The sequence below is a fragment of the Streptomyces sp. NPDC007945 genome (assembly GCF_042958885.1).
Classification (GTDB): Bacteria; Actinomycetota; Actinomycetes; order Streptomycetales; family Streptomycetaceae; genus Streptomyces.
Genome location: NZ_JBIBJV010000010.1, coordinates 90,804 through 116,549, shown reverse-complemented (window position 1 = coordinate 116,549; position 25,746 = coordinate 90,804). Strand labels below are relative to the sequence as shown.

Below are 25,746 nucleotides of genomic sequence, written 5' to 3'. Positions count from 1 at the left end.
TCAGTCGGCGTCGCGGGGGTCGAAGGAGTCGGTGTCGACGGTCAGCGGCTCCGGGAAGGCCCCGGCGACGTCGTCCCAGCGGGTGAACTTGAAGTTGGTGCCCTCGCGGTCGCCGTCCGCCGGGGTGGCCTCGCCGTCGTGGGTGACGAGCAGGCCCTTGGGGAAGGCGGAGCCGAGCGGCACGTTCACCACGGTGGCGCCGTCGGAGTGCTGCACCCCGTCGGTGGCGGTCCCGTCGGTGACGGAGAAGGAGCCGAGGTACGGGTGGGCGCCCTCGCGCGCGTAGACGGCGAAGGTGTCGTCGCCCTGGCTGGAGGCGAGGACGTAGCCGGTGCCGTTGTCGCCGTGGTAGACGGTGACGCCCTCCGCGTCGGCGCTCAGGTGCTCGCCGCCGAAGCCGGGGTCGTTCGCGGTGTCGAGGACGCACTCCTCCTCGGCCTCGTCGTACGTCCACGGGGTGCCGTACTGGCGGACGCGGTCGAGGAGTTCGGGGCGCTCGAACTCCTCGTCGTCGATCTCGACGCGCCAGAGGCCGACGGCCTCCTGCGCGGCGTAGAGGACGTGCTCCTCCTGGTCGACGGCCATGCCCTCGACCTGCGGCAGCTCGCCGGGATCGGCGCAGGGCCGCCAGGAGGTGCCGTTCGGGAGGGTGAAGGTCCGGGGCAGGTCGAGGGTGTCCTCGGTGCGGTAGCCGACCCGGCCGCCGCGGTCCTCCAGTTCGAGCAGGCGCAGCCGGCTGCGCTCGCGCTGGGAGACGACGACGTAGGCGTCGTCCCCGTCGCGGTAGGCGGAGAGGCCGTAGGAGGTGGTCTGCTCGTCGACCTCGGCCTCGCTCGCGGCGAAGACGGGGGTCACGTCGGCGGCGGTGACGTCCCGCAGCGGGGCGCGGCCGGCGGCGAGGGCGGCCGGGTCGATGGCGTAGGCGCGGATCCGGTCGCGGCCGCGGTCGCTGACGACGGCCAGGTCGGTCGGGCGGCCGTCGAGCTCGAAGCCGTAGACCAGGTCGACGTTGTTGAACCGTCCGGGGGCGGCGTCCTCGCCGGGGGCGGGCGGGGCGGCGATGTGCTGGAGGCGGCGGCCGTCGAGCCCGTACACGTCGAGGCCGCCCTCCTTGAGGGTGCCGATGACGAGGCTGCGGCCGGGCCGGGTGGGGTCGACCCAGACGGCGGGGTCGTCCGCGTCGGCGTTGCCGCCGGCCTCGTCGTCGTACACGACGGGCGTCTCGACGCGGGCGGTGACGGTGACGGGCTGGGGGGCGGCGGGGGCCGCGGCCACGACGCTGAGTGCGGCGGCCAGGGCGGTCAGAGCGGAGGCGCTCACGGTACTCCTCGGTAGCGTTCTCGGACGGGGCGACGCTACGGAGGCAGGGTGGAGGCCCCCTTGCGGACCCGTTAATTCCGCGCGATCGTCCGAGCCCGCCGTTTAGCATCCGGTTCATGGGGGCGGACATCGAGGGCGCGATAGAGGTGCGCGGGGCCGGGGGCCGCTGGGAGATCCGGGAGTGGCTGCCGGACGCCGCGCTGGTGCGCGACCGGGAGACGAGGGAGGTCCTCTTCGGGTACGGCGGCGGGCTCCAGGTCGACCGGCCGTTGTGGGACGCGCGGGGCCTCCCGCCGGACGCCTCCGCGGACATCCCGGACGACGAGATCAACCACAGCCATTCCCACGCCACCTGGGCCGAGGTGGCGGCGGTCGACTGGGACGCGCCGCTGAACGACCGCGCCGACGGCAACCACGTCGGGGTGTGGGTGCCGGGGCCGGACGGCGAGCTGGTCCTGGACCACGTCGCCCGGACGCCGCTCGCCGTCCTGGACGCGGCGGAGGAGCTGTTCGGCGAGGACCTGTGGCCGTACGAGTGGCCGCCCGGCGGCGAGGTCGCGCTGGACGGGGCGGTGTACCGGCCGGTGGTGTACACGGCGCGGATGTTCGCCCCGCCGGACGGCGACCGCTGGGGCCCGGTCTGGGCGCTGATGCGCGACCTGGCGGCCGTCCACGGTGACGAGAACGTCCGCCTGGTCGTCTGGTTCGGCTGAGGACTACCTGCCGACGGCGCGGCTGATGACCATGCGCTGGATCTCGCTGGTCCCTTCGAAGATGGTGTAGATGGCGGCGTCGCGGTGCATGCGCTCCACCGGGTACTCGCGGGTGTAGCCGTTGCCGCCGAGGATCTGGATGGCCTGGGCGGTGACGGACTTGGCCACCTCGCTGGCGTACAGCTTGGACATGGAGCCCTCGGCGTTCGTGAACGGCTTGCCGGCGGTGGCCATCCAGGAGGCGCGCCAGACGAGCAGGCGGGCCGCGTCGATCTGGGTGGCCATGTCGGCGAGCTGGAAGGCGACGCCCTGGTTCTCGATGATGGGGCGGCCGAACTGCACGCGGGTCTTCGCGTAGTCGAGGGCGACCTCGTACGCGGCGCGGGCGGTGCCGACGGCCATGGCGCCGACCGCCGGGCGGGAGGCCTCGAAGGTGGCCATGGCGGCGTTCTTGACCCGCTCGCCACCGGACCGGGCCTTCTCGCGGGCGCGGGCGAGCCGCTCGTCGAGCTTCTCCTTGCCGCCGAGCAGGCAGGAGCCGGGGACGCGGACGTCCTCCAGGACGACCTCGGCGGTGTGCGAGGCGCGGATGCCGTGCTTCTGGAACTTCTGGCCCTGGGAGAGGCCGGGGGTGTGCGGCGGCACGATGAAGGAGGCGTGGCCCTTGGAGCCGAGTTCGGGGTCGACGACGGCGACGACGACGTGGACGTTGGCGATGCCGCCGTTGGTCGCCCAGGTCTTGGTGCCGTTGAGCACCCACTCGTCCTTGGCCTCGTCGTAGACGGCCCGGGTGCGCATGGAGGCGACGTCGGAGCCGGCGTCGGGCTCGGAGGAACAGAAGGCGGCGACCTTGACCTCGTTCGCGTCGCCGTACATCTGCGGCACCCAGGTGCCGATCTGCTCCTCGGTGCCGTTGGCGAGGACGCCGACGGCGGCGAGGCCGGTGCCGACGATGGAGAGGGCGATGCCGGCGTCGCCCCAGAAGAGCTCCTCCATGGTCATCGGGATGCCGAGGCCGGTCGGGTCGAAGAACTGCTGGGCGTAGAAGTCGAGGGAGTAGATTCCGAGCTTGGCCGCCTCCTGGATGATCGGCCAGGGGGTCTCCTCACGCTCGTCCCACTCGGCGGCGGCCGGCCGCATGACGTCCGCGGCGAAGCCGTGGAGCCAGTCACGGACTTCCCTCTGGTCGTCGTTGAGCTCGAACGTGAAGTCGGCCATGTTCCCTCCCAGCAGTACGTTACTTGCGGTAACACCCAGTCTGTTACCGTCGGGTACAGCTGTCAACCTGCGGATCCTTCCCCGCACGGCCCGATCGGGCGGTTCGGCACAGCATGCCGGTCGGGTGTTACGTTGCGACAGCCTCAGGTCATCGCACGGGCGGGGAGACGCTTATGGACATCGCACACCGGACCACCGACCAGCAGAAGAGCGCCGAGCAGCGGCGGCGCGAACTGCTGGAGGCGGCGGACCGGGTGGTGCTCCGCGACGGCCCCAAGGCATCCATGAACGCGATCGCGGCCGAGGCGGGCATCACCAAGCCGATCCTCTACCGCCACTTCGGCGACAAGGGCGGCCTCTACCGGGCCCTCGCCACCCGCCACACCGACGCCCTCCTCGCCTCCCTGCGGGCCGCGCTCGACGCGCCCGCCGACCGGCGCCGCCGGGTCGAGTCCACCCTCGACACCTACCTCGCCTCCATCGAGGCGATGCCGCAGGTCTACCGCTTCCTCATGCACCCGGCCGACGAGTCCCACCAGGCCGAGCAGGGCTTCGACGTCGGCCGCCACTCCGCGCCGCTGCTCCGCCGCATGGGCGAGGAGCTGGGCCAGGTCATCGCCGAGCGCGTCGACCTCGGCCCGGCCGCCGAGGCGCAGGCCCGGATCTGGGGCCACGGCATCGTCGGCATGATGCACGCAGCCGGCGACTGGTGGCTGGGCGAACGCCCCTGCTCCCGCGCCGAACTCGTCCGCGCCCTGGCGGACCTCCTCTGGGGCCGCCTCGCCGAGGCCGACGACCGCCCGGACGGCCCCGGCTTCTGACCGCACCCGCCCAGGCCCGGGGCGCCACCCGGGCGCTCCGGCTTCCGAGCGGTGCCCCCTTCCCCGCGGCCACCGCCGGCCGGGGGCCGGGACGGGAGCGACCCCGTGGGGGCCACGGGCCCCGGGCCGCGGGGGCCGCCGCGTCCGGGCGCTCCCCCTCGGAGCCGTACCGGTGAAGCGCGCGCTACGCCTCCAGGGCTGACGCGCCCCCGCCCCAGGGCTGTTGGCGGATGGCGCGCAGGAGGCGTGATCTCCGCCACCCCGTGACGTGCTCCGCGTAGACGCGGCCCTCCAGGTGGTCCGTCTCGTGCTGGAGGCAGCGGGCGAAGAAGCCGGTGCCCTCGATCCGGACCGGGGTGCCGTCCGTGCGGACGCCCTCGACCACCGCGCGGTCGAAGCGGGCCACCGGCGCCTCCAGGCCCGGCAGCGAGAGGCACCCCTCGGGGCCCCGGTACACGTCGCCGTCCGCCTCGACCAGGCGCGGGTTCACCACGTGCCCCAGGTGGCGCACCTCCTCGTCGTCCGGGCAGTCGTAGACGAAGACCCGCAGCCCCACGCCCACCTGGTTCGCGGCGAGGCCGACGCCGTGCGCCGCGTACATCGTGGCGAACATGGACTCCACCAGCCGGTCGAGTCCGGGGCCGAACTCGGTGACGGGGGCGCAGGGCGCGTGGAGCACCGGGTCGCCGAGCAGGGTCATCGTCCGGACGGCTCCGGAGCTGCCGGGGATGGGGCGGTTTCGCATGGCGGTAAGGGTACGGTCCGCCGTGACCTCGCCGTTTCATACGGTCGGCACGGTGCCGCGGTTCGGGCTCCTGGCCGGTTCTCGATAGGCTGAGCCCCGACCGACGCAAGGAGGATCAAGGACGATGTCAGGACACCCCGGTAATCCAGAGCCGCTGACGCCCCGCGCCAAGCTGGCCGTGACCGCGGGCCGGGCGGCCGCCGCGGTGTCGCGGGCGGCCGGCCGCGGCAGCGGATCGGTGATCGGCGGCCGGGTGGCGCTCAAGCTCGACCCCGACCTGCTGGGACGGCTCGCGCAGCACCTGGACGTCGTCCTCGTGTCCGCCACCAACGGCAAGACCACCACGACCCGGCTGATCGCCGAGGCCCTGCGGGCCGCCGGCCCGGTGGTCTCCAACGCGCTGGGCGCCAACATGCCCGCCGGCATCACCTCCGCCCTCGCCGGCGGCAGTGACGCCCGGTACGGCGTGATCGAAGTCGACGAGAAGTACCTCGCCGGCGTCGCCCGCGACACCACCCCCAAGGCGATCGCGCTGCTCAACCTCTCCCGCGACCAGCTCGACCGCGCCGCCGAGACGCGGATGCTCGCCGAGAAGTGGCGCGAGGGCCTCAACGGCTCCAAGGCCGTCGTCATCGCCAACGCCGACGACCCGCTGATCGTGTGGGCCGCCTCCTCCTCCCCCAACGTGGTGTGGGTCGCGGTCGGCCAGGAGTGGAAGGACGACGCCTGGTCGTGCCCCTCCTGCGGCGGTGTCCTCCAGCGTCCGGGCGACGACTGGTTCTGCGGCGAGTGCGGCTTCCGCCGCCCCGCCCCGAGCTGGGCGCTCAGCGGCGACCACGTGCTCGACCCGCACGGCTCGGCCTGGCCGATCCGGCTCCAGCTGCCCGGCCGCGCCAACAAGGCGAACGCCGCCACCTCGGCCGCCGTCGCCGCCGTCTTCGGCGTGCCGCCGCAGGTCGCCCTGGAGCGCATGTACCAGGTGCAGGCCGTGGCCGGCCGCTACGACGTGGTCACCTTCCAGGAGCGTCAGCTGCGGCTGCTGCTCGCGAAGAACCCGGCCGGCTGGCTGGAGACCTTCTCGCTGATCGACCGGCCGCCGACGCCGGTGATCCTCTCGGTCAACGCGCGCGGCGCCGACGGCACCGACACCTCCTGGCTGTGGGACGTCGACTACGGGCGGCTCGCCGGCCACCCGATCATGGTGATCGGTGACCGGCGGCTCGACCTGGCGGTCCGCCTGGAGGTCGCGGGCGTCGACTTCCGCGTCTGCGAGACCCTCGACGAGGCCGTCGCCATGGCCCCGCCCGGGCAGATCGAGCTGATCGCGAACTACACCGCGTTCCAGGACGTCCGCCGCCGCGTGGGCAACTGACCCGCCCCGACTCGCAGAAGGAGTTGCAGCATGAGTGACAGCAGCCTGCGTGTGGTCTGGGTCTACCCGGACCTGCTCAGCACCTACGGCGACCAGGGCAACGTCCTCGTCGTCGAGCGCCGCGCCCGCCAGCGCGGCCTGGCCGTCGAGCGCGTCGACGTCCGCAGCGACCAGCCCATCCCCACCTCCGGCGACATCTACCTGATCGGCGGCGGCGAGGACCGGCCGCAGCGGCTCGCGGCCGAGCGGCTGCGCCGGGACGGCGGCCTCCCCCGGGCGGCCTCCAACGGCGCGATCATCTTCTCGGTCTGCGCCGGCTACCAGATCCTGGGCCACGAGTTCGTCAACGACCTCGGGGAGCGCGAGCCGGGCCTCGGCCTGCTCGACGTGACCACGGTCCGCGGCGAGGGCGCCCGCTGCGTCGGCGACGTGCTCGCCGACATCGACCCGCAGCTGGGCCTCCCCCAGCTGACCGGCTTCGAGAACCACCAGGGCATCACCCACCTCGGCCCGACGGCCCGCCCCTTCGCGCGGACCGTCATCGGCCGGGGCAACGGCACCGGGGACGGCACCGAGGGCGCGTACAACGACACCGTCTTCGGCACCTACATGCACGGTCCCGTGATGGCCCGCAACCCGCAGATCGCGGACCTGCTCCTGAAGCTGGCCCTCGACGTGAACGCGCTGCCGCCGACCGACGACCGCTGGTACGAGGCGCTGCGCGCCGAGCGCATCTCGGCCGCCACGCAGCCCGCCTGACCCTCCGCCAGGAGGCCCGCCGCGGCGCACGTCTGAGCGGGTCCGCGCACAGGGGATTCGTAAGTGAATACGGTGTCCAATCTGCGGACATCCGGTTCGGCCCCGCCATCCGGCAACGATAGGGTGGCGGGGATCCAGCCGGACGACGTGGTCCGGGAGTCGGCCCACGTTGCAAAGGTTTTTGGGCTATGCGCATTGGTGTGCTCACCTCCGGCGGAGACTGCCCCGGTCTGAATGCCGTCATCCGGTCCGTCGTGCACCGGGCCGTGGTCGACCACGGGGACGAGGTCATCGGCTTCCTCGACGGCTGGAAGGGCCTCCTGGAGTGCGACTACCGGAAGCTCGACCTCGACGCGGTGGGCGGCATCCTCGCCCGCGGCGGCACCATCCTCGGCTCCTCCCGGGTCCAGCCCGCGCACCTCGTCGACGGCGTCGAGCGGGCCAGGGGCCACGTCGCCGACCTCGGCCTCGACGCGATCATCCCGATCGGCGGCGAGGGCACCCTCAAGGCCGCCCACCTCCTCTCCGAGGCGGGCCTCCCCATCGTCGGCGTCCCCAAGACGATCGACAACGACATCGCCTCGACCGACGTCACCTTCGGCTTCGACACCGCCGTCACCGTGGCCACCGAGGCCCTCGACCGGCTCAAGACCACCGCCGAGTCCCACCAGCGCGTCCTCGTCGTCGAGGTCATGGGCCGGCACACCGGCTGGATAGCCCTGCACTCGGGCATGGCCGCCGGCGCCCACGCCGTCGTCGTCCCGGAGCGCCCCTTCGACATCGACGAACTGACCTCCCGGGTCGGCGCCCGCTTCGAGGACGGCAAGCGCTTCGCGATCGTCGTCGTCGCCGAGGGGGCCAAGCCGCGCGAGGGCTCGTCCATGGACTTCAAGACGGCCGGCACCGACATCTACGGCCACGAGCGGTTCACCGGCGTCGCCAACCAGCTCTCCGTCGAGCTGGAGCGCCGGCTCGGCAAGGAGGCCCGCCCGGTCATCCTCGGCCACGTCCAGCGCGGCGGCACCCCCACGGCGTACGACCGCGTCCTCGCCACCCGCTTCGGCTGGCACGCCGTCGAGGCGGCGCACCGCGGCGAGTTCGGCATGCTGACCTCGCTGCGCGGCACCGACATCGTCATGGTGCCGCTCGCGCAGGCCGTGGAGACCCTGAAGACGGTCCCCGAGGACCGCTACGACGAGGCCGAGTGCGTGCTCTGAGCACCGCCTCGGGCCCCGTGCGCCCGACAGCCGCCCCCGGTCGCGAGCGCGACCGGGGGCGGTTCTAGTCTGGTGCGGACGACAAGCGCGAAACGGGCTCGGCGCGCAATGGGCTCCAGGAGTAAGCGATGGATCACAGCGGGCACGGCATGACCACGGATCTGCCGCCGTTCACGCTGGGGCGGGGCCTGGAGTTCTCTCCCGACCTGTTCTTCCTCGTCGGGTGCCTGGTGGCGCTCGGCCTGTACGGCTGGGGAGTCGCCCGGCTGCGCGGGCGCGGGGACGCCTGGCCGGTCTCCCGGACGGTGCTCTTCACCGTCGGCGTGCTGACCGTCGCCCTGGTGATGTGCACCAAGCTGAACGACTACGGCATGGTCATGTTCAGCGTGCACATGGTGCAGCACATGGTGATCTCCATGGTCTCGCCGATCCTGCTGCTGCTCGGCGCGCCGGTGACGCTGGCGCTGCGGGCGCTGCCGGTGGCCGGGCGGGGGGCGCTCGGCCCGCGCGAGGTGCTCCTCAAGCTGCTGCACAGCCGGTACATGAAGATCATCACGCATCCGGTCTTCACCATCGGCATCTTCATCGCCAGCCTCTACGGCCTCTACTTCACCCCGCTCTTCGACACGCTGATGGCGTCGAAGCCGGGGCACATCGCGATGATGGTCCACTTCCTCGCCGTGGGCGTGGTCTTCTTCTGGCCGATCATGGGCGTGGACCCGGGGCCGCACCGGCCCGGCTACGTGATGCGGATGCTGGAGCTCTTCGCCGGCATGCCGTTCCACGCCTTCTTCGGCATCGCCATGATGATGGCGTCCCAGCCGATGGTGAAGGCGTACGAGAACCCGCCGGCCTCGCTCGGCATCGACGCGCTCGCCGACCAGAACGCCGCGGGCGGCATCGCCTGGGCGTTCAGCGAGATCCCCTCGGTGCTGGTGCTGATCGCCCTGGTCTACCAGTGGTACCACTCCGAGCAGCGGCAGGCGGTCCGCAAGGACCGGCAGGCGGACCGGGACGGCGACAAGGAGCTGGCGGAGTACAACGCGTACCTGGCCTCGCTGCAGGCCCGCGGACGCTGAACCGCCCCCGTGCCCGCACGGGAGTAGCGCCCGCCGCTCGTGGGGAGTCACCATGGCAGGGAGGCTTCCCTGGCCCCGGTCGCGAGGAGGGCGGGCAGATGTCCGGTTCCACGAAGGCGATGACGATCGTCACCTGTGCCGCGCTGGTGCTGATCAGCGCGTACACGGTGGCGCTCGGGAGCAGCGGCTGGCTCTGGTTCGGCTGGATCGTACTGGTGGTGGCGACGATCGGGATGGCGGCGGCGGACGGCGCCGAGTCGATGGCGGCGCCGCGCGGGCCCCGGGCGGGCGGGGCGGGCCCCGCGCCGCGCTGACGGCCCGGGCCGTTCTCGTCTGTGCCGTTCCGCGTCGTGCCGCTCGGCGGGCGCGCAGCGTTTCGTCCCCCGGTCAGCGCGGGGCGAGGACGATCCAGAGCTGTCCGGGCGCGAAGGCGAGGGGGCGGCCGTCGGGGGTGGTGAAGGCGGTGCCGCCGGCCGGGTCGGGGCGGGACCAGCGGGCCTCGTGGGCCCGGCCGTCGCGGAGCACGGTCGCCGTGCCGGTGCCGGTGGTCTCGGTGTACGGGGAGACGGCGCCGTTGACGTCGCGGAACGCGGAGGGGCGGACGGTGACCCGCTGGACGACGACGGTGGCGGGGGTGAGCGGGCCGCCGTCGGTGGTGGCGGCGGGGCGGCCGTCCATGGCGACGCGCCAGCCGCGGTCGGCGGCGGACCAGGTGAAGGCGTAGCGGGCGGCCGGGAAGCGGACGGTCTCGGTGGTGGTGGTGGCGGTGCCGCCGGCGGGCGCGGCGCCGAAGCGGAACCCGACGGGCCGGACGTCGGAGGCGTCCGGGGCGGCGGCCAGGGCGCGCTCGGGGCGCAGGTACAGGTTGTGCGGGGCGGGCCGATCCGGGGAGCGGCGGAAGGCTCCGGGGGCGCTCGACTGCTGGACGAGGTCGAGCGGGGCGGCTTCCAGGAGCGGGTTCAGGGCGCGCTGGGCGCCGGAGTAGGCGAGCGCGGGGTGGCCGAAGGGGCGCAGCAGGGAGATGTCGGACTCGCGGGCGCTGCGGACGGGACCGATGCTGTCCGGGAGGCGGGAGGAGTAGACGGCGAGCAGGCGGGTGGCACCGCCCTCGACCTGTTCGACGTAGACGAGGTCGGCGGCGCCGAGGCCGGTGTGGGGGCGGGCCGCGGCCACGTTGTCGATCTTCACGGCGAGGACCGGGCCGGTGCGGGCGGGCAGGCCGGTGAGCGGGGAGACGGCGCTCGGGGCGGTGCCGGTCCGGTCCGGGTCCCGGGGGCCGGAGTCCGAGCAGCCGTACAGACCGGCCGCGGCCGTCGCGCAGAGCAGCGCGGCGAGCAGGCGGCGGGGTCCCCGGGGTGCGGGCGTGCCGGGCATTTTCGGCCTCCCGGGTGAGTCGGGCCACTCCGACCAGTGGACCACGGGCGGGCGGGGGGTTACAACGGGCGGGACGGACGACGAACGGGGGTTCCCGGTGTTCTACCGGCTGCTGAAGTACGTACTGCTCGGGCCGCTGCTCAAGCTGCTGTTCCGGCCGAGGGTGGAGGGGATCGAGCACGTCCCCGAGGAGGGTGCGGCGATCGTCGCGGGCAACCACCTCTCCTTCTCGGACCACTTCCTGATGCCGGCGGTGCTCGACCGGCGCATCACCTTCCTGGCGAAGCAGGAGTACTTCACCGGGCCCGGGCTCAGGGGGCGGCTGACGGCGGCGTTCTTCCGGGCGGCCGGGCAGATCCCGGTGGACCGCTCGGGCAAGGAGGCGGGGCAGGCGGCGATCCGCGAGGGGCTCGGGGTGCTGGCGGAGGGCGAGCTCCTCGGGATCTACCCGGAGGGCACCCGCTCGCACGACGGGCGGCTGTACAAGGGCAAGGTGGGAGTGGCGGTGATGGTGCTGACGGCCGGGGTGCCGGTGGTGCCGTGCGCGATGGTCGGCACCTTCGAGATCCAGCCGCCGGGGCGCGTGGTGCCGCGGATCCGGCGGGTGACGATCCGCTTCGGGGAGCCGCTGGACTTCTCGCGCTTCGCGGACTCGGCGGACGAGCGGGCGGTGGTCCGGGCGGTCACGGACGAGATCATGTACGCGATCATGCGGCTGTCGGGGCAGGAGTACGTGGACGAGTACGCGGCCGTGGTGAAGGCCGCCGGGTCCTGAGCACGGCGGAGGGGCCGCCGCCGGGTGGCGACGGCCCCTCCTCGGGTCAGTCCGCTGCTACGGCCGCGGGGCGGCGTGCGGGGCGCACGTCTGGTCCGTGGCGTCGAGCTTCCCGGCGAGCAGGTAGGCGTCGACCTTGGAGTTGAGGCACGGGTTGACGAGGCTGGTGATGCCGTGCGACCCGGCGTCCTTCTCGGTGATCAGGCGCGAGCCCTTGAACCGCTTGTGGAGTTCGACGGCGCCCTCGTAGGGGGTGGCGGCGTCGCGCTCGGCCTGGGCGATGAGCACCGGCGGCAGGCCCTTGCCGGTCTTCACCTGCACGGGCTTCTGGCTCGGGGCCTTCCACGTGGCGCAGGGCAGGTTCATCCAGGCGTTGGCCCAGGTCATGAACGGGTACTGCTCGTGGAGGCGGGAGTTGTCCCGGTCCCACTTCTTCCAGCTGGTGGGCCAGGGGGCGTCGGCGCACTCGACCGCGGTGTAGACGGCGTTGCCGTTCTCCGAGGCGATGTTGCCGGCGGTGTCGGTGAGGTCCGCGGCGGCGTTGTCGATCAGCGGCTGCGGGTCACCGGCGGCGTACGCGCTCCACGCCTCGGCGACGGGGGCCCACATGGAGTCGTAGTACGGGGCGTTCTGGAAGAAGCCGATCAGCTCGGCCGGGCCGACCTTGCCGCCGAGCGGCTCCTTCTTGGCGGCGGCGCGCAGGGTGTCCCACTGCTGCCGGACCTCCGCCAGGGTGGAGCCGAGGTGGTAGGTGGCGTCGTTCTGGGCGACCCAGGTCATCCAGTCGGCGAGCCGGCCCTCGAAGGCGATGTCCTGGCCGAGGTTGGCCTCGTACCAGATCGACCGGGTCGAGGGGTTCACGACGCTGTCCAGGACCATGCGGCGGACGTGGGTCGGGAAGAGGGTGCCGTAGACGGCGCCGAGGTAGGTGCCGTAGGAGACGCCGACGAAGTTGAGCTTCTTCTCGCCGAGGGCGGCGCGGATGACGTCGAGGTCGCGGGCGGTGTTGGGCGTCGTCATGTACGGGAGCATGTCGCCGCTCTTCTCGGCGCAGCCCGCGGCGTACTCGGCGGCGAGCTTGCGCTGCGCCCGCTTGTCGGCCTCGCTGTCGGGGACCGGGTCGAGCTTGGGGCCCTTGACGAACTCGGTCGGGTCGACGCAGGAGATGGGGGCGGACTTGCCGACGCCGCGCGGGTCGAAGCCGACGAAGTCGTAGGCCTTGGCGACGTTCGTCCAGACCTTGTGGTTCGTGGTGACGCGGCGCGGGAAGCGCAGGCCGGAGCCGCCGGGGCCGCCGGGGTTGTAGAGCAGCGCGCCCTGGCGTTCGGCGGGGGTGCCGGTGGCGCCGATCCGGTCGACGGCGAGCTTGATCTTCTTGCCGTCGGGGCGGGCGTAGTCGACGGGGACGGTGACCCAGCCGCACTGGATCGGCTTCTCCAGGCCCCAGTCCTCGGGGCAGTCCTGCCAGTCGATCCCGGCGCGGGCGGCCCGGTCCGCGGCGAGCGCGACTCCGCGGGCCTCGGCGTCGCGGCCGTGGCGCTCGCCGCTGTCGGCATTGGCCGCCGGTGCCGCGAGCGCGCCCGCGACGAGCGTGGCGGCGATGAGCGTGCCGGCGGAGCCGAGCACTGCCGTACGTCGTCTCAAAGGTCCTCCCCCTGTCGGTGGTCGTCTGTTCGAGTGATCCTTTCGTCAACGGGCGCGCGACGACAGTCCGAACACCAGTTTCTTTGCCGAACCCATAACCGGATCGGGGTGTCCGCTGAGCGGTACACCCCGATCCGTCTCATTCGGGGGCGAGTTCGGCCAGGGCGGCGTCCAGGATCCGGCGCAGGACGAGCGCGTCGGGGGCGACGGCCGTGACGAGCGCCGCCGGCCCGGCGAGCGGGGTGAGCACCGCGTGCTCGCCGAGCGGACGCGCGGCCGGCGGCTCCTCCCCGTAGGACGGTTCGACCACGAGGAGCTGGCCGGTGGCGCGGTGACCGGCGAGGACGGCGCCGCCGTCCCAGCCGCCGGGGGCGCCGGGGCCGTACGCGAGCTCCTGGTCGAGCAGGGGTCGGCCGGCGCGGCGGACGGTGAGCCGGGAGACCAGGGTGCCGGGCGGTTCGCCGTGCCGGCCGAGGACCTGCTCCTCGCGCAGCACCAGGCGGGCGGTGGGGGCGAGCTCGACGGCGGTGCGCACCCGCAGGTGGGAGCCGTGGGCGCTGACGAGCTGTTCGGGGAGCCAGCGCAGGGAGGCGTCCGCGCCGACCCGGAGCCGGAGGTCGTACGCCGCCGGACCGGCGTCGCGACCCGGCAGGGCCAGCGTGGCGGCGGCCGAGTCGACCCGCAGCCGTGCCCCGTCCCGCACCTCGGTCTCGATGGCGAGCCGGTCGCCGCCGAGCGGGGCGCTCATCGCGCCGACCACCGTCACCCGCGCCCAGCCGGGGACGGCGGCACGGGTGCGGCGCACGGCGAGCGGACCGTCGCTCTCCAGGACCGGCAGGGAGCCGTCGGCCCCGGCGGCGATCCGGGCGGTGGCGCGCAGGCTCATGCGGTGGGCGCCGGGGCGGCCGTCCAGGCGCCGAGCCGCTCGCGCACCCAGGCGGCGACCGGCCCGACGCCCTCCTCGGACCGCAGCGAGGTGAAGACGACGGGGAGTCCGCCGCGCTGCTCGGCCGCGTCGCGGGCCATCCGGCCGAGGTCGGAGCCCACGTACGGGGCGAGGTCGGTCTTGTTGACGACGAGGAGGTCGGCGGTGGTGACGCCGGGGCCGCCCTTGCGGGGGATGTCGTCGCCGCCGGCGACGTCGATGACGAAGACCTGCGCGTCGACCAGGCCGCGGGAGAAGGTCGCGGTGAGGTTGTCGCCGCCGGACTCGACGAGGATCAGGTCGAGCGGGCCGACCGCGTCCTCCAGCTCCTCGACCGCCTCCAGGTTGGCGGAGATGTCGTCGCGGATGGCGGTGTGCGGGCAGGCGCCGGTCTCGACGGCCCGGATCCGCTCGGGCGGCAGCACGGCCTCGCGGAGCAGGAACTCGGCGTCCTCGCGGGTGTAGATGTCGTTGGTGACGACGGCGAGCGAGAGGGTGTCGCGCAATTCGCGGCAGAGCGCGGCGACGGTGGCGGTCTTGCCGGAGCCGACCGGGCCGCCGAGGCCGACGCGCAGGGCGCGCCGGGTGCCGTCGGGCCGGTGGGCGTCGGCGGAGACGGCGCCGTGGTGGGTGTGGCCGTGGTCGAGGTGCATGGGCGTACTCCCGTGTTACGAGGCGAAGAGGCGCACGGGCCAGGCCGCGTGCTGTTCGGCGGTGATGTCGAGGAGCGGCGCGGAGGCCGCGGGCAGCGCGTCGACGCCTTCGTGAGCGGCGGCGGTCGCCCTGGCCGCGACCTCGTCCATCTCGGCGGCGAGCCGGGCGAGGACGGCCGTCGCCTGGTACGGGTCGAGGCCCAGGAGCCGTACGGTCGCGGTGGCCGGCCCGCCGACCGCCTCGTACGCGGCGCAGTGCGCGGCGTCCTCCGGGCCGAGGCCCGCGGCCCGCGCGGTGACGCCGAGGACGACGGGCTGGTGCGCGCCGCGCGGGAACGCGGCGGCGAGCGCGTCGAGTCCGGGTCCCGGCCAGGTGGCCCGGGCGGCCCGCATCAGCTGCCGGCCGAGCCGGCGGGCGGCGGCGCGGAGCGCGGGCGAGGGGGTGCGGGCGTCGGCGGCGGCGTCGAGCTCGTGCGGGTCGAGGCCGAGGGCCGCGCCGGCGGCGAGGCCGGCCGCGGTGAGACCGGCGGTGCGCAGCCGCCCGCGGCAGAAGGCCTCCAGGCTCGCGGCGTCGTGGACGCGGCCGGCCTTGACGGCGGCCTCCGCGCCGCCCGAGTGGGCGTGCCCGCCGGCGGGGAAGCGGCCGTCGGCGAGCACGAGGAGGGCCGAGCGCGTCATCAGAAGAGGAAGTAGCGCTGGGCCATCGGAAGTTCCGTGGCGGGGGCGGGTTCGACCGCTTCGCCGTCGATGGTGACGGTGAAGGTGTCGGCGTCGACCTCGACGCGGGGCAGGGCGTCGTTCTCCCGCATGTCCGCCTTGGTGACGCGGCGGGTGGAGCGGATCGGGGTGAACTCCTTGGCGAGGCCGAGCCGCTGGGGCAGGTCGTCCTCGATCGCGGCCTCCGCGGTGAAGTTGACGGAGCCGGCGGCGGCCGCCCGCCCGAGCGCGCCGAACATCGGCCGGGGCAGCACGGGTTGGGGCGTGGGGATGGAGGCGTTGGCGTCGCCCATCTGCGCGTACGCGATCTGGCCGCCCTTGAGGACGACGAGCGGCTTCACGCCGAAGAAGGCGGGCTCCCACAGGACGAGGTCGGCCAGCTTGCCGGGTTCGACGGAGCCGATGAGGTGGTCCATGCCCTGGGCGACGGCCGGGTTGATCGTGTACTTGGCGACGTAGCGGCGCGCCCGGTGGTTGTCGGCGCGGCCGTCGCCGGGGAGGGCGCCGCGCCGCTTCTTCATGACGTGGGCGGTCTGCCAGGTCCGCAGGATCACCTCGCCGACGCGGCCCATGGCCTGGGAGTCGGAGGAGATGATCGAGATCGCGCCGAGGTCGTGGAGGACGTCCTCGGCGGCGATGGTGGAGGGCCGGATCCGGGACTCGGCGAAGGCGAGGTCCTCGGGGACGGCCGGGTTGAGGTGGTGGCAGACCATCAGCATGTCGAGGTGTTCCTCGACGGTGTTGACGGTGTGCGGCCGGGTCGGGTTGGTCGAACTGGGCAGCACGTGGGGCTCGGAGACCACGGTGATGATGTCCGGCGCGTGCCCGCCGCCCGCGCCCTCGGTGTGGTACGCGTGGATGGTCCGGCCCGCGATGGCGGCGAGGGTGTCGCCCACGAAGCCGGCCTCGTTGAGGGTGTCGGTGTGGATGGCCAGCTGGACGCCGGTCTCCTCGCAGACGCCGAGGCAGGCGTCGATGACCGCGGGAGTGGCCCCCCAGTCCTCGTGGATCTTGAAGCCGAGGGCGCCGCCGCGCAGCTGGGAGTGCATCGCCTCGCGGGACGTGGTGTTGCCCTTGCCGAGGAGGCCGATGTTGACGGGAAAGGTGTCGAGGGCCTCGAACATCCGGGCCGTGTGCCAGGGACCGGGGGTGACCGTGGTGGCCTTGGTGCCCTCGGCGGGGCCGGTGCCGCCGCCGACGAGGGTGGTGATGCCGGTGGCGAGGGCCTGCTCGACGACGGTCGGGGAGATGAAGTGGACGTGGGTGTCGACGCCGCCGGCCGTGACGATCCGGCCGTTGCCGACGATCACCTCGGTCTCCGGGCCGATGACGAGGGCGGGGTGGACGCCGTCCATGGTGTCGGGGTTGCCGGCCTTGCCGAGGGCGGTGATCCGGCCGTCGCGGATGCCGATGTCGGCCTTGACGATCCCCCAGTGGTCGATGACGACCGCGCCGGTGATCACGGTGTCGGGGGCGCCCTCGGCGCGGGTGGTGCGGGCCTGGCCCATGGACTCGCGGATGACCTTGCCGCCGCCGAAGACGGCCTCCTCGCCGGCCCGGCCGGGCCCGCCGCAGCGGTCCTCTTCGATCTCGACGAGGAGGTCGGTGTCGGCGAGCCGGACGCGGTCGCCGGTGGTGGGGCCGAACAGGTCGGCGTAGACGGCACGGTGGAGCTCAGGCACGGGTGTCTCCGTTCGGGACCGCGGCGCCCGAGGGGCCTTCCGGGGTCGTCACGTCCAGGGGGCCGGCCGTCTCGCCGCGCAGGCCCGGGACGATCCGGCGGCCGGCGATCGGCACGAGCTCGACCTCGACGGGGATGCCGGGCTCGAAGCGCACGGCGGTGCCTGCGGCGATGTGCAGGCGCAGCCCCCGCGCGGCGGCCCGGTCGAAGTCGAGACCGGGGTTGACCTCGGCGAAGTGGTAGTGGGAGCCGACCTGGACGGGCCGGTCGGCGGCGTTGAGGACGGTGAGGCGGGTGACGGTGCGGCCCTCGTTGAGGGACACGGGCCCGTCCCCGTGGAGGATCTCTCCGGGGATCATCGGCGGCGGCCCCCGTCAGACGATCGGGTCGTGGACGGTGACGAGCTTGGTGCCGTCGGGGAAGGTGGCCTCGACCTGGACGTCGTGGATCATCTCGGGGATGCCGTCCATGACGTCCGCGCGGGAGAGCACCTTGCGCCCGGAGGCCATGAGCTCGGCGACGGTGCGACCGTCCCTGGCGCCTTCCAGGATGTGGGCGGTGATGAGGGCGACGGCCTCGGGGTGGTTGAGCCGCACCCCGCGCGCACGGCGCCTCTCCGCCACGTCGGCGGCCACGTGAATGAGCAGGCGTTCCTGCTCGTGCGGGCTCAGCTGCACTCTTCCACCTCACAGTCGTCCACCGGGCCGCACCCGGACAGCTGCGGACCCTACCGACCGTCAACACGCTGTTGAACGGCGGAGATGCGGTGGACGGCCGGACATTGCACGTTAGGGCGGAAGTTTTTCCGGCGCGTTAACTCCTGCTTTGCGATTCCATGATCGTCGGATCGTCGGATCGCCGTGGCGAGCGGCGGCGCGCCGGGACGCGTCAGCCGGTGCCCGGATCGCCATGGTGGGCGGCGATGCCGAAGCGGCGCTGTTCACCGGTGGCGGAACCGAGCCCGCCGGCGAGCCCCGTCCCGGAGACGGAGCGGAGCACCGGCTCCTCGGCGACGTCCCGCGCCTCGGCCTCCAGTTTTTCGAGTCGCTCCAGGTCAGCGGCGGAGACCAGGGCCACGAGCGGCTTTCCGTGCCGGGTCACGACCACGCGCTCAGCGCCGTACACGACGCGGTTGATGAGGTCGGCGAGCTCCGCCCGCGCTTGCGTCACCGGGATCTCGTAGGTCATGCTCCCCATCTTACGGTCTGTACGTCCTGTACATTTTTGACAGAAGGAGGAGCCCCCGATGGAGGCACGTCACGTTCTGCCGGAGTTCTCGGAGCGGACCCCGTACGGCACCCGGACCCTCGATCCGTACGCCAAGCTCCTGGAGAACCGGATCGTCTTCCTGGGCACGGCCGTCGACGACGTCGCCGCCACCGACGTGATCGCCCAGCTCCTCCACCTGGACCACGCGGATCCGGGGCGGGACATCGCGCTCTACCTCAACTCCCCCGGCGGCTCGATCACCGCGATGACCGCGATCCACGACACCATGCGCAGCCTGGCGAGCGACGTGGAGACCACCTGCCTCGGCCAGGCCGGCTCCACGGCGGCGGTCCTGCTCGCGGCGGGCGCGCCCGGCAAGCGCATGATGCTGCCCGGGGCCCGGGTGACCCTGCGCCAGCCGGTCCTCGACGAGCCGTTCACCGGACAGCTCTCCGACCTGGACCTCCAGGCGCGCGAACTGCTGCGGCTGCGCGGCGTGATGACTGAGCTGCTCTCCGCGTACACCGGCCGGGAGGCGGCGGAGGTCGCCGCCGACACCGAGCGCCTGACCGTCCTGGACGCCTCGGCGGCGCTCGCGTACGGCCTGGTCGACGCCGTCATCGGGACGCGCCGGGCCGGCTCCGGCACGTCCACGGCGCGGTGAGGTCGCGATGGTGCCGGAGCTTCCGCCGCTGCCCGCCCTGACCCGCGCCGAAGGGCAGTTGATCGACGCCTACCTCGAAGTCGTCGACCTCCTGGGAAGGATCAACCCCTCCCGGGGCTCGCACACCTACGGGGCGCTGCGGGCGGCGCAGGCGCTGGTCGGACGGGCGGAGGCGCTGCGCGAGGCCCTGACCCTCATGCACGCGCGGGGCGAGAGCGAGGTCCACGCCACGACATTGGCGTGTGCGCTGCGGGTGTTGGACGGCGAGCGGCGGGCCGCCCGCGTCACACTGCCCGATCCCCGCGCGAGTTGACATTCCGACGTGTCGTGTCGAGCCCCGTACGGCCGACACGGCACGCAGGATCGCTCCCCCGTCCGGCGTAGTCGCGCGATCGACAGATGAAGTGTGCGAGTTGCACAACAGGTGTACACATCTGGCGGAATCGGACATTTCGATGCTGGTACGGGGCTCGTCGGTCAAACCTACGACGATCACGAAACCTACTTGTCCACCCGTATGGATCAGTCGTGAGGAGCCTCACAAAACGTCGTTTCCGCTCGGTTTTCGACCTGACTGTGGGTCAAGATCCTCGTCGACGACAAGCCCCCGCCATCCAGGCGGGGCGGCCCGGGCGGACGCCGAGTCCTGCCGCCGTCCCGGACGTCTGGTCGACAGGATTGGACCGGCAGGAGTGGAGGACCCGAGCAGTACGGGTCGATCGCGCCGTATCCCCGGCGCGACCGTCCCTTGGGGTGAAGCCGCAGCCGCGGCCGGGCATCTTCGCCTGCCCGAACCCGACAGGTCATCCTTCACAGGCGGCTGACGAAGGGTTGCGCATGACTGCGCAGATGCATGTCCCGTCCCTGCTGTCCCGGGCCGGAGCCGTCTCGGCTCTCACCCTCGCCGCCTTCGGCGGCACGCTCCTCGCACCGGGAGCCGCACCCGAGGCCCAGGCGGCCACCTCCCACGCGACGAAGGCCCTGAACGTGGCGGCGTCCAAGAAGGGCGCGCCCTACCGGTACGGCTCGGCGGGCCCCTCCCGCTTCGACTGCTCCGGGCTGACGCTCTACGCGTACAAGAAGGCGGGGAAGTCGCTGCCCCGCACCGCGCAGCAGCAGTACAACAAGACCCGGCACATCTCCGCCGGCAGCCGGCAGAAGGGGGACCTGGTCTTCTTCCACTCCGGCGGCAGGGTCTACCACGTGGGGATCTACGCCGGCAGCGGCAAGATCTGGCACTCCCCCAAGACCGGCTCCTGGGTGAAGCTCGACCGGATCTGGTCCTCCAAGGTCTCCTACGGCCGCGTGCGCTGACCCCCCGGCGCCCGCGGTGGTGTCCCCAGGTGCGGTGGCGCCGCCGCACCTTTCACCGCGGGCGCTCCTTCTTCCCACCGGCCCACGTCCACGGGCCGTCTCCCCAGAACGCGGCGATGACCCTCGAATCAGGCTCTCGTGGATACCTCCATCGCCCAGCCGGACCGCCGCCGGTCCCTCCAGGAACCCGGCGGCTCCCGACCCACGTGCGCGGACCGAGCCGGGCATTCCCGACGCGCCGGTTCAGCAGGCCGGGACGGCCGCCGCGGCCCAGGGCAGGGTGATCCACACCGTCTTGCCGCCCTCGGCGGTCGCCGTCACCGAGAGGCGTCCTCCGGACTCCGCCGCGAGGACCCGGATGATCGCCATGCCGCGGCCGTTGTCCTGCTGGACGGCGGCCGGGAGCCGGCGCGGGAAGCGCGGATGGCTGTCGGTGACGCCGATCCGCAGCACCTCCTCGCGGTCGAGGCGGAGTTCGACGGTGAAGGTGGGCGACTGCCCGAAGGTGTGCAGCACGGCGTTGGTGGCCAGTTCCGAGACCATCAGCCGGATCGAGTCCGCCGCGTCGCCGCCGTCCTCCAGACCCCAGCGGCCGAGCACCTCCGCCACGAACCTCCGCGCCGTGGCGACCGCTGCCGGTTCGCTGGGCAGAGTGACGGATGCTTCCTGCTGATCAGCCATGGCGACGTCGTCCCTTTCCCGCCGGGGACGTCGCCCCGGCTCGCGCTCCGCGTCAGCCTGCCACCGATCGGGTACCCGGGTGGGTCGTTCTCCCGAGATATGCCCCGTTCTGTCGCCCGATGCGGTGAACTCCCGCCCTGTCGACGGCGCGTGGGTGGTAGAGGGGGATCGCCGTGCGTCCGGTGCTCAGCGGGTCCCGGCCGGCGCGGTCCGCACGATCGTGGCGACCGCGCGCTCGACCTCCGCGTCCGTGAGGTCCGCGCGGGCCGTCAGCCGCAGCCGCGAGATGCCGTCCGGCACCGACGGGGGCCGGAAGCACCCCACGGACAAACCCTGTTCGCGGCAGTCGGCCGCCCAGCGCAGGGCCTCCTCGGGGCCCGGCGCGTGGACCGAGACCACGGCCGCGTCCGGTCGGGCCGAGACGAACCCGGCCTCGGTGAGCCTCCGGTGGAGCGTCCCGGCGACCGCCCGGACCCGCTCGGCGAGCCCCGGCTCCGCGGCGATCAGCCGCAGGCTCGCGAGCGCCGCGCCGGTGGCGGCCGGGGCCAGACCGGTGTCGAAGATGAAGGTGCGCGCCGCGTTGACCAGGTGCTCGATCACCCGGGCCGGGCCGAGGACCGCGCCGCCCTGGCTGCCCAGCGACTTGGAGAGGGTGAGGGTGGCCACCACGTCCTCGTCGCCCGCGAGGCCGGCGCCGTGCGGCGCGCCCCGGCCGCCCGCGCCGAGGACGCCGAAGCCGTGCGCGTCGTCGACGACGAGACCCGCGCCGTGCGCGCGGCAGGCGGCGGCGAGCTCCTCCAGCGGGGCGCGGTCGCCGTCGACGGAGAAGACCGAGTCGCTGACGACGAGCGCCCGCCGCCCCTCGTGCGCGTCCAGTGTCTTGCGCACGGCGTCGGGGTCGGCGTGCGGGACGACCTCGGCCTCGGCGCGGGCGAGCCGGCAGCCGTCCACGATCGAGGCGTGGTTGGCGGCGTCCGAGACGATCAGCGCGCCGGGGCCGCCGAGCGCGGTGAGCGCGGCGAGGTTGGCGGTGTAGCCGGAGGAGAAGACCAGGGCGGCCTCGAAGCCGCAGAAGGCGGCGAGTTCCTCTTCGAGCGTGGTGTGCAACCGGGTCGTGCCGGTGACGAGCCGTGAACCGGTCGCGCCGGCGCCCCAGCGGCGGGCGGCCTCGGCGGCCGCGCCGGTCACCTCGGGGTGCCGGGTCAGACCGAGGTAGTCGTTGCCCGCCAGGTCGAGGAGGTCCGAGTCGGCCGGGCGCGGGCGCAGGGTCCTGACCAGGCCGGCCTCGGCCCGGCGGCGGGCCTCCACCCCGGTCCAGTCGAAGGCGGCGCGGCGCGCGGGCGGGGTCGGCTGGGCCTGGGGCATGCGGCGCTCCTTCGGTCGGCACCGGGCGCGGGCGCCTCGGGCCCACGCCCTCACGGCGCCAGGGATCGACGCCTTTTGTAGGCAGCGCACAGACCCTAACGGCAGGAGGCCAAGGTCGGGATGTGGTCATACACACACCTCGATCACGCCCGTTTGTTCAGATCCTCCTTGGCCCGGGGGTGTGCCGTAGGCAAGGATCAGCCCTTATGGACCTGCTGAACACGCTGGTGGAGAAGGGGCTGCGGCGCGAGACGCCGACCCGTGAAGAAGCGCTCGCCGTGCTGGCGACCTCCGACGACGAGCTGCTCGATGTGGTGGCGGCGGCCGGGAAGGTACGCCGTCGGTGGTTCGGGCGGCGGGTGAAGCTGAACTACCTCGTCAACCTGAAGTCCGGGCTGTGCCCCGAGGACTGCTCGTACTGTTCTCAGCGGCTCGGCTCCAAGGCCGACATCCTCAAGTACACCTGGCTGAAGCCCGACGAGGCGTCCGAGGCGGCGGCGGCCGGCATCGCCGGCGGCGCCAAGCGCGTCTGCCTGGTGGCGAGCGGCCGCGGCCCGACGGACCGGGACGTCGAGCGGGTCGGCAGGACCATCGAGGCGATCAAGGAGCAGAACGAGGGCGTCGAGGTGTGCGCCTGCCTGGGTCTGCTCTCCGACGGCCAGGCCGAGCGGCTGAAGTCGGCCGGCGCGGACGCGTACAACCACAACCTCAACACCTCCGAGGGCACGTACGGCGAGATCACCACCACCCACACCTACGCGGACCGGGTGGACACCGTGCAGAAGGCGCACGCGGCGGGCCTCTCGGCCTGCTCGGGCCTGATCGCGGGCATGGGCGAGACCGACGAGGACCTGGTCGACGTGGTGTTCGCGCTGCGCGAGCTCGACTCGGACTCGGTGCCGGTGAACTTCCTGATCCCCTTCGAGGGCACGCCGCTGGCGAAGGAGTGGAACCTCAGCCCGCAGCGCTGTCTGCGCATCCTCGCCATGGTCCGCTTCGTCTGCCCGGACGTGGAGGTCCGGATCGCGGGCGGCCGCGAGGTGCACCTGCGGTCGATGCAGCCGCTGGCCCTGAACATCGCCAACTCGATCTTCCTCGGCGACTACCTGACCAGCGAGGGCCAGGCCGGCAAGGCCGACCTCGACATGATCGCCGACGCCGGCTTCGAGGTGGAGGGCGCGGGCACCACCACGCTCCCGGCCCACCGCGCCGACGCGCTCGCGGCGGCCGGCGGCGGCTGCGGTTCGCACGACCGGGCGGCCGGCGGCTGCGGTACGGAGGCGGCGGCCGGGTGCGGCGGCCACGGGGAGACGGCCGGGGGCTGCGGCCCCTGCGGCGGCCACGCGGCGGCTCCGGCCGACGCCCCCGCGGAGGTGCCGGCCGGGGCTTCGGAGGCCCGCACCGACCTGGTGGCGGTGCGCCGCCGCGGCGCCGGCACGGACCTCGCCCCGAACGCGTAACGGACGACGATGCGCAACGACGAACTCCTCGCCCTGGACCGGGCGCACGTGTGGCATCCGTACAGCCCCATGCCGGGCCGTGCGGAGCCGCTGGTGGTCGCGTCCGCGTCCGGGGTGCGGCTGCGGCTCGCCGAACCGGCCGAGGGACACGCCGAGCTGATCGACGGCATGTCCTCCTGGTGGTCGGCCGTGCACGGCTACAACCACCCGGTGCTCAACGAGGCGGCGCGCGGGCAGCTCGACCGGATGAGCCACGTGATGTTCGGCGGGCTCACCCACGAGCCCGCGGTACGGCTCGCGGCCCGGCTCGTCGAGATCACGCCGGAGCCGCTGCGGCACGTCTTCCTCAGCGACTCCGGCTCCGTGGCGGTCGAGGTCGCCGCCAAGATGTGCCTGCAGTACTGGCGTTCGCTCGGCCGCCCCGGCAAGCGGCGGCTGCTCACCTGGCGCGGCGGCTACCACGGCGACACCTGGCAGCCGATGTCGGTGTGCGATCCCGAGGGCGGGATGCACCAGCTGTGGTCCGGCGTGCTCCAGCAGCAGCTCTTCGTGGACGAGCCGCCGGCCGCGTACGAGGAGTCGTACGCGGAGCTCCTCCGCGCCACCGTCGCGCGGCACGCCGACGAGCTGGCCGCGGTGATCGTGGAGCCGGTGGTGCAGGGCGCGGGCGGCATGCGCTTCCACCACCCCGGGTACCTGCGGGTGCTGCGGGAGGCCTGTGACGCGCACGGCGTGCTCCTCGTCTTCGACGAGATCGCGACCGGCTTCGGCCGCACCGGGACGCTGTTCGCCGCCGACCAGGCCGGGGTCTCCCCCGATGTGATGTGCCTGGGCAAGGCGCTGACGGGCGGTTACCTCTCGTTGGCGGCGACGCTGTGCACGAGCGCGGTGGCCGACGGCATCTCCCAGGGCGAGGTGCCGGTGCTCGCGCACGGGCCGACGTTCATGGGCAACCCGCTGGCCGCGGCGATCGCCTGCGCCTCCATCGACCTGCTCCTGTCCCGGGACTGGGCGCTGGAGGTCAAGCGGATCGAGGGCGGGCTCCGCGAGGGCCTCGCCGGCGCCGAGTCGATCCCGGGCGTCCGCGACGTGCGGGTGCTCGGCGCGATCGGCGTCGTCCAGCTCGACCACGAGATCGACATGGCGGCGGCCACGCGGGCGGCGGTCCGGGAGGGCGTGTGGCTGCGCCCCTTCCGGGACCTCGTCTACACGATGCCGCCGTACGTGACCGAGGACGCCGACCTGGCCCGGATCTGCGCGGCGGTCCGCGCCGCCGCGGCCGCGGGCTGAGGCAGGAGAGAGGAACGACATGGGCATCGTCGTCGTCAGCGGGACGGGGACGGAGATCGGCAAGACGGTCGTCACGGCGGCCGTCGCCGCCGCGGCGGTCGCCGCGGGTCGGTCGGTGGCGGTTCTGAAGCCGGCGCAGACCGGGCTCGCGCCCGGCGAGCGGGGCGACGCGGACGAGGCCGTACGGCTCTCGGGCGCGAAGACCTCCGCCGAGCTGGCCCGCTACCCGGAGCCGCTGGCCCCGGGCACGGCCGCACGGCGGGCGGGGATGGCCCCGGTCGGCCCCGAGCGGGCCGCGGAGGCGGCCCGGGCGCTCGCCGCCGAGCACGACCTGGTGCTCGTCGAGGGCGCCGGCGGACTGCTCGTCCGCTTCGACGAGGACGGCGGCACGCTCGCCGACGTGGCACGCCTGCTCGGCGCGCCGGTCCTCGTGGTGGCACCGGCCGGGCTCGGCACGTTGAACTCGACCGCGCTGACGGCCGAGGCGCTGCGGGCGCGCGGGATCGAGCAGCTCGGTGTCGTCGTCGGCAGCTGGCCGGCGGAGCCGGACCTCGCCGCGCGGTGCAACCTCGCCGACCTGCCGGAGGCGGCCGGCGCGCCGCTGCTCGGCGCGGTGCCGGAGGGCTCGGGCGCGCTCGCCCCGGCGGCCTTCCGCGCGGGGGCGGTCGACTGGCTCGCCCCGGCCCTCGGCGGCACGTGGGACGCGGAGGCGTTCCGCCGCACGTCCGGCGCCTGACGGGTGCGCGCCGC

28 protein-coding genes and 1 riboswitch are annotated in these 25,746 nt (G+C 73.7%); of the genes, 14 read left to right on the top strand and 14 right to left on the bottom strand.

What is annotated here, in order from left to right; translation table 11 throughout:
- Positions 1 to 1,320 (bottom strand): phytase, encoded by a 1,320-nt coding sequence (locus tag ACFZCF_RS27495; RefSeq protein WP_391289523.1) that lies wholly within the window; start codon positions 1,318 to 1,320, stop codon positions 1 to 3.
- Positions 1,321 to 1,436: 116 nt separating this feature from the next.
- On the opposite strand from ACFZCF_RS27495, the gene ACFZCF_RS27490 reads away from it, so the two are divergent.
- Positions 1,437 to 2,033, top strand: coding sequence for a hypothetical protein (locus ACFZCF_RS27490; RefSeq protein ID WP_391289522.1), 597 nt, complete (start codon positions 1,437 to 1,439; stop codon positions 2,031 to 2,033).
- A gap of 3 nt (positions 2,034 to 2,036) precedes the next feature.
- On the opposite strand, the gene ACFZCF_RS27485 is transcribed toward ACFZCF_RS27490, so the two are convergent.
- Positions 2,037 to 3,251 carry an acyl-CoA dehydrogenase family protein gene (locus tag ACFZCF_RS27485; RefSeq protein WP_391289520.1) on the bottom strand — a complete coding sequence of 405 codons (1,215 nt, stop codon included), beginning with the start codon at positions 3,249 to 3,251 and terminating at the stop codon, positions 2,037 to 2,039.
- Positions 3,252 to 3,424: 173 nt separating this feature from the next.
- Between ACFZCF_RS27485 and ACFZCF_RS27480 the strand changes: the two genes are divergently transcribed.
- Positions 3,425 to 4,072 (top strand): TetR family transcriptional regulator, encoded by a 648-nt coding sequence (locus ACFZCF_RS27480; protein ID WP_388450275.1) that lies wholly within the window; start codon positions 3,425 to 3,427, stop codon positions 4,070 to 4,072.
- 184 nt (positions 4,073 to 4,256) lie between these two features.
- Here the strand turns inward: ACFZCF_RS27480 and def are convergent, their stop codons facing one another.
- Complete coding sequence (gene def, locus ACFZCF_RS27475; protein WP_391289517.1) at positions 4,257 to 4,817, bottom strand: peptide deformylase; 561 nt, start codon at positions 4,815 to 4,817, stop codon at positions 4,257 to 4,259.
- A gap of 124 nt (positions 4,818 to 4,941) precedes the next feature.
- Here def and ACFZCF_RS27470 point away from each other — a divergent pair, with 124 nt between their 5' ends.
- From ACFZCF_RS27470 to ACFZCF_RS27450, 5 genes are all read left to right on the top strand, one after another.
- On the top strand, positions 4,942 to 6,189 hold the full coding sequence (locus ACFZCF_RS27470; protein WP_388450279.1) for a MurT ligase domain-containing protein: 1,248 nt from the start codon (positions 4,942 to 4,944) through the stop codon (positions 6,187 to 6,189).
- A gap of 30 nt (positions 6,190 to 6,219) precedes the next feature.
- Positions 6,220 to 6,948 (top strand): type 1 glutamine amidotransferase, encoded by a 729-nt coding sequence (locus tag ACFZCF_RS27465; protein ID WP_388450281.1) that lies wholly within the window; start codon positions 6,220 to 6,222, stop codon positions 6,946 to 6,948.
- A 188-nt stretch (positions 6,949 to 7,136) separates the two neighbouring features.
- A complete protein-coding gene (locus ACFZCF_RS27460; RefSeq protein WP_388450283.1) occupies positions 7,137 to 8,165 on the top strand; it encodes a 6-phosphofructokinase in 1,029 nt (342 codons plus the stop codon).
- Positions 8,166 to 8,293: 128 nt separating this feature from the next.
- Entirely contained in the window at positions 8,294 to 9,244 is a 951-nt protein-coding gene (locus ACFZCF_RS27455; protein ID WP_388450285.1) for a cytochrome c oxidase assembly protein, read from the top strand.
- Between the two features lie 98 nt (positions 9,245 to 9,342).
- A complete protein-coding gene (locus ACFZCF_RS27450) occupies positions 9,343 to 9,558 on the top strand; it encodes a hypothetical protein (protein ID WP_388450287.1) in 216 nt (71 codons plus the stop codon).
- A 73-nt stretch (positions 9,559 to 9,631) separates the two neighbouring features.
- On the opposite strand, the gene ACFZCF_RS27445 is transcribed toward ACFZCF_RS27450, so the two are convergent.
- Entirely contained in the window at positions 9,632 to 10,618 is a 987-nt protein-coding gene (locus ACFZCF_RS27445; protein WP_391289514.1) for a DUF3048 domain-containing protein, read from the bottom strand.
- 97 nt (positions 10,619 to 10,715) lie between these two features.
- Between ACFZCF_RS27445 and ACFZCF_RS27440 the strand changes: the two genes are divergently transcribed.
- Complete coding sequence (locus ACFZCF_RS27440) at positions 10,716 to 11,393, top strand: 1-acyl-sn-glycerol-3-phosphate acyltransferase (RefSeq protein ID WP_391289512.1); 678 nt, start codon at positions 10,716 to 10,718, stop codon at positions 11,391 to 11,393.
- A gap of 57 nt (positions 11,394 to 11,450) precedes the next feature.
- On the opposite strand, the gene ACFZCF_RS27435 is transcribed toward ACFZCF_RS27440, so the two are convergent.
- The 8 genes from ACFZCF_RS27435 to ACFZCF_RS27400 form a co-directional block, all read right to left on the bottom strand.
- Positions 11,451 to 13,037 (bottom strand): alpha/beta fold hydrolase, encoded by a 1,587-nt coding sequence (locus ACFZCF_RS27435; RefSeq protein ID WP_391289510.1) that lies wholly within the window; start codon positions 13,035 to 13,037, stop codon positions 11,451 to 11,453.
- Between the two features lie 139 nt (positions 13,038 to 13,176).
- Entirely contained in the window at positions 13,177 to 13,923 is a 747-nt protein-coding gene (locus ACFZCF_RS27430; RefSeq protein ID WP_388450294.1) for an urease accessory protein UreD, read from the bottom strand.
- Positions 13,920 to 14,615 carry an urease accessory protein UreG gene (ureG, locus tag ACFZCF_RS27425; RefSeq protein WP_388450296.1) on the bottom strand — a complete coding sequence of 232 codons (696 nt, stop codon included), beginning with the start codon at positions 14,613 to 14,615 and terminating at the stop codon, positions 13,920 to 13,922. Before ureG ends, ACFZCF_RS27430 begins: the two co-directional genes overlap by 4 nt.
- A 15-nt stretch (positions 14,616 to 14,630) precedes the next feature.
- Complete coding sequence (locus ACFZCF_RS27420) at positions 14,631 to 15,293, bottom strand: urease accessory UreF family protein (RefSeq protein ID WP_391289507.1); 663 nt, start codon at positions 15,291 to 15,293, stop codon at positions 14,631 to 14,633.
- Positions 15,293 to 17,014 carry an urease subunit alpha gene (locus ACFZCF_RS27415; protein ID WP_388450300.1) on the bottom strand — a complete coding sequence of 574 codons (1,722 nt, stop codon included), beginning with the start codon at positions 17,012 to 17,014 and terminating at the stop codon, positions 15,293 to 15,295. Before ACFZCF_RS27415 ends, ACFZCF_RS27420 begins: the two co-directional genes overlap by 1 nt.
- Positions 17,007 to 17,372, bottom strand: a complete 366-nt coding sequence (locus ACFZCF_RS27410) for an urease subunit beta (protein ID WP_391289505.1) — start codon at positions 17,370 to 17,372, stop codon at positions 17,007 to 17,009. Before ACFZCF_RS27410 ends, ACFZCF_RS27415 begins: the two co-directional genes overlap by 8 nt.
- 15 nt (positions 17,373 to 17,387) lie before the next feature.
- Positions 17,388 to 17,690 carry an urease subunit gamma gene (locus tag ACFZCF_RS27405; RefSeq protein ID WP_189947170.1) on the bottom strand — a complete coding sequence of 101 codons (303 nt, stop codon included), beginning with the start codon at positions 17,688 to 17,690 and terminating at the stop codon, positions 17,388 to 17,390.
- Between the two features lie 211 nt (positions 17,691 to 17,901).
- Entirely contained in the window at positions 17,902 to 18,201 is a 300-nt protein-coding gene (locus ACFZCF_RS27400; RefSeq protein WP_388450305.1) for a type II toxin-antitoxin system Phd/YefM family antitoxin, read from the bottom strand.
- A gap of 58 nt (positions 18,202 to 18,259) precedes the next feature.
- On the opposite strand from ACFZCF_RS27400, the gene ACFZCF_RS27395 reads away from it, so the two are divergent.
- The 3 genes from ACFZCF_RS27395 to ACFZCF_RS27385 all read left to right on the top strand — a co-directional run bounded on the left by ACFZCF_RS27395 (position 18,260) and on the right by ACFZCF_RS27385 (position 20,200).
- On the top strand, positions 18,260 to 18,886 hold the full coding sequence (locus ACFZCF_RS27395) for an ATP-dependent Clp protease proteolytic subunit (RefSeq protein ID WP_391289502.1): 627 nt from the start codon (positions 18,260 to 18,262) through the stop codon (positions 18,884 to 18,886).
- Between the two features lie 7 nt (positions 18,887 to 18,893).
- Positions 18,894 to 19,199, top strand: a complete 306-nt coding sequence (locus ACFZCF_RS27390) for a hypothetical protein (RefSeq protein WP_388450309.1) — start codon at positions 18,894 to 18,896, stop codon at positions 19,197 to 19,199.
- A gap of 327 nt (positions 19,200 to 19,526) precedes the next feature.
- Positions 19,527 to 19,720: riboswitch (cyclic di-AMP (ydaO/yuaA leader) on the top strand.
- Between the two features lie 3 nt (positions 19,721 to 19,723).
- The gene (locus tag ACFZCF_RS27385) at positions 19,724 to 20,200 is read left to right on the top strand and encodes a C40 family peptidase (protein ID WP_388450311.1); all 477 of its coding nucleotides are present in this window, start codon (positions 19,724 to 19,726) and stop codon (positions 20,198 to 20,200) included.
- 243 nt (positions 20,201 to 20,443) lie between these two features.
- On the opposite strand, the gene ACFZCF_RS27380 is transcribed toward ACFZCF_RS27385, so the two are convergent.
- Both ACFZCF_RS27380 and ACFZCF_RS27375 read right to left on the bottom strand, forming a co-directional pair.
- Positions 20,444 to 20,881, bottom strand: coding sequence for an ATP-binding protein (locus tag ACFZCF_RS27380; RefSeq protein ID WP_391289499.1), 438 nt, complete (start codon positions 20,879 to 20,881; stop codon positions 20,444 to 20,446).
- 186 nt (positions 20,882 to 21,067) lie between these two features.
- A complete protein-coding gene (locus ACFZCF_RS27375; RefSeq protein ID WP_391289497.1) occupies positions 21,068 to 22,246 on the bottom strand; it encodes an aminotransferase class I/II-fold pyridoxal phosphate-dependent enzyme in 1,179 nt (392 codons plus the stop codon).
- Between the two features lie 206 nt (positions 22,247 to 22,452).
- Here ACFZCF_RS27375 and bioB point away from each other — a divergent pair, with 206 nt between their 5' ends.
- From bioB to bioD, 3 genes are read left to right on the top strand one after another with little or no spacing between them, the layout of a single operon-like run.
- A complete protein-coding gene (bioB, locus tag ACFZCF_RS27370) occupies positions 22,453 to 23,706 on the top strand; it encodes a biotin synthase BioB (RefSeq protein ID WP_391289495.1) in 1,254 nt (417 codons plus the stop codon).
- Between the two features lie 9 nt (positions 23,707 to 23,715).
- Positions 23,716 to 24,996 (top strand): adenosylmethionine--8-amino-7-oxononanoate transaminase, encoded by a 1,281-nt coding sequence (locus tag ACFZCF_RS27365; RefSeq protein ID WP_391289493.1) that lies wholly within the window; start codon positions 23,716 to 23,718, stop codon positions 24,994 to 24,996.
- Positions 24,997 to 25,015: 19 nt separating this feature from the next.
- Positions 25,016 to 25,732, top strand: a complete 717-nt coding sequence (gene bioD / locus ACFZCF_RS27360) for a dethiobiotin synthase (protein WP_391289492.1) — start codon at positions 25,016 to 25,018, stop codon at positions 25,730 to 25,732.
- Positions 25,733 to 25,746 lie beyond the last annotated feature (14 nt).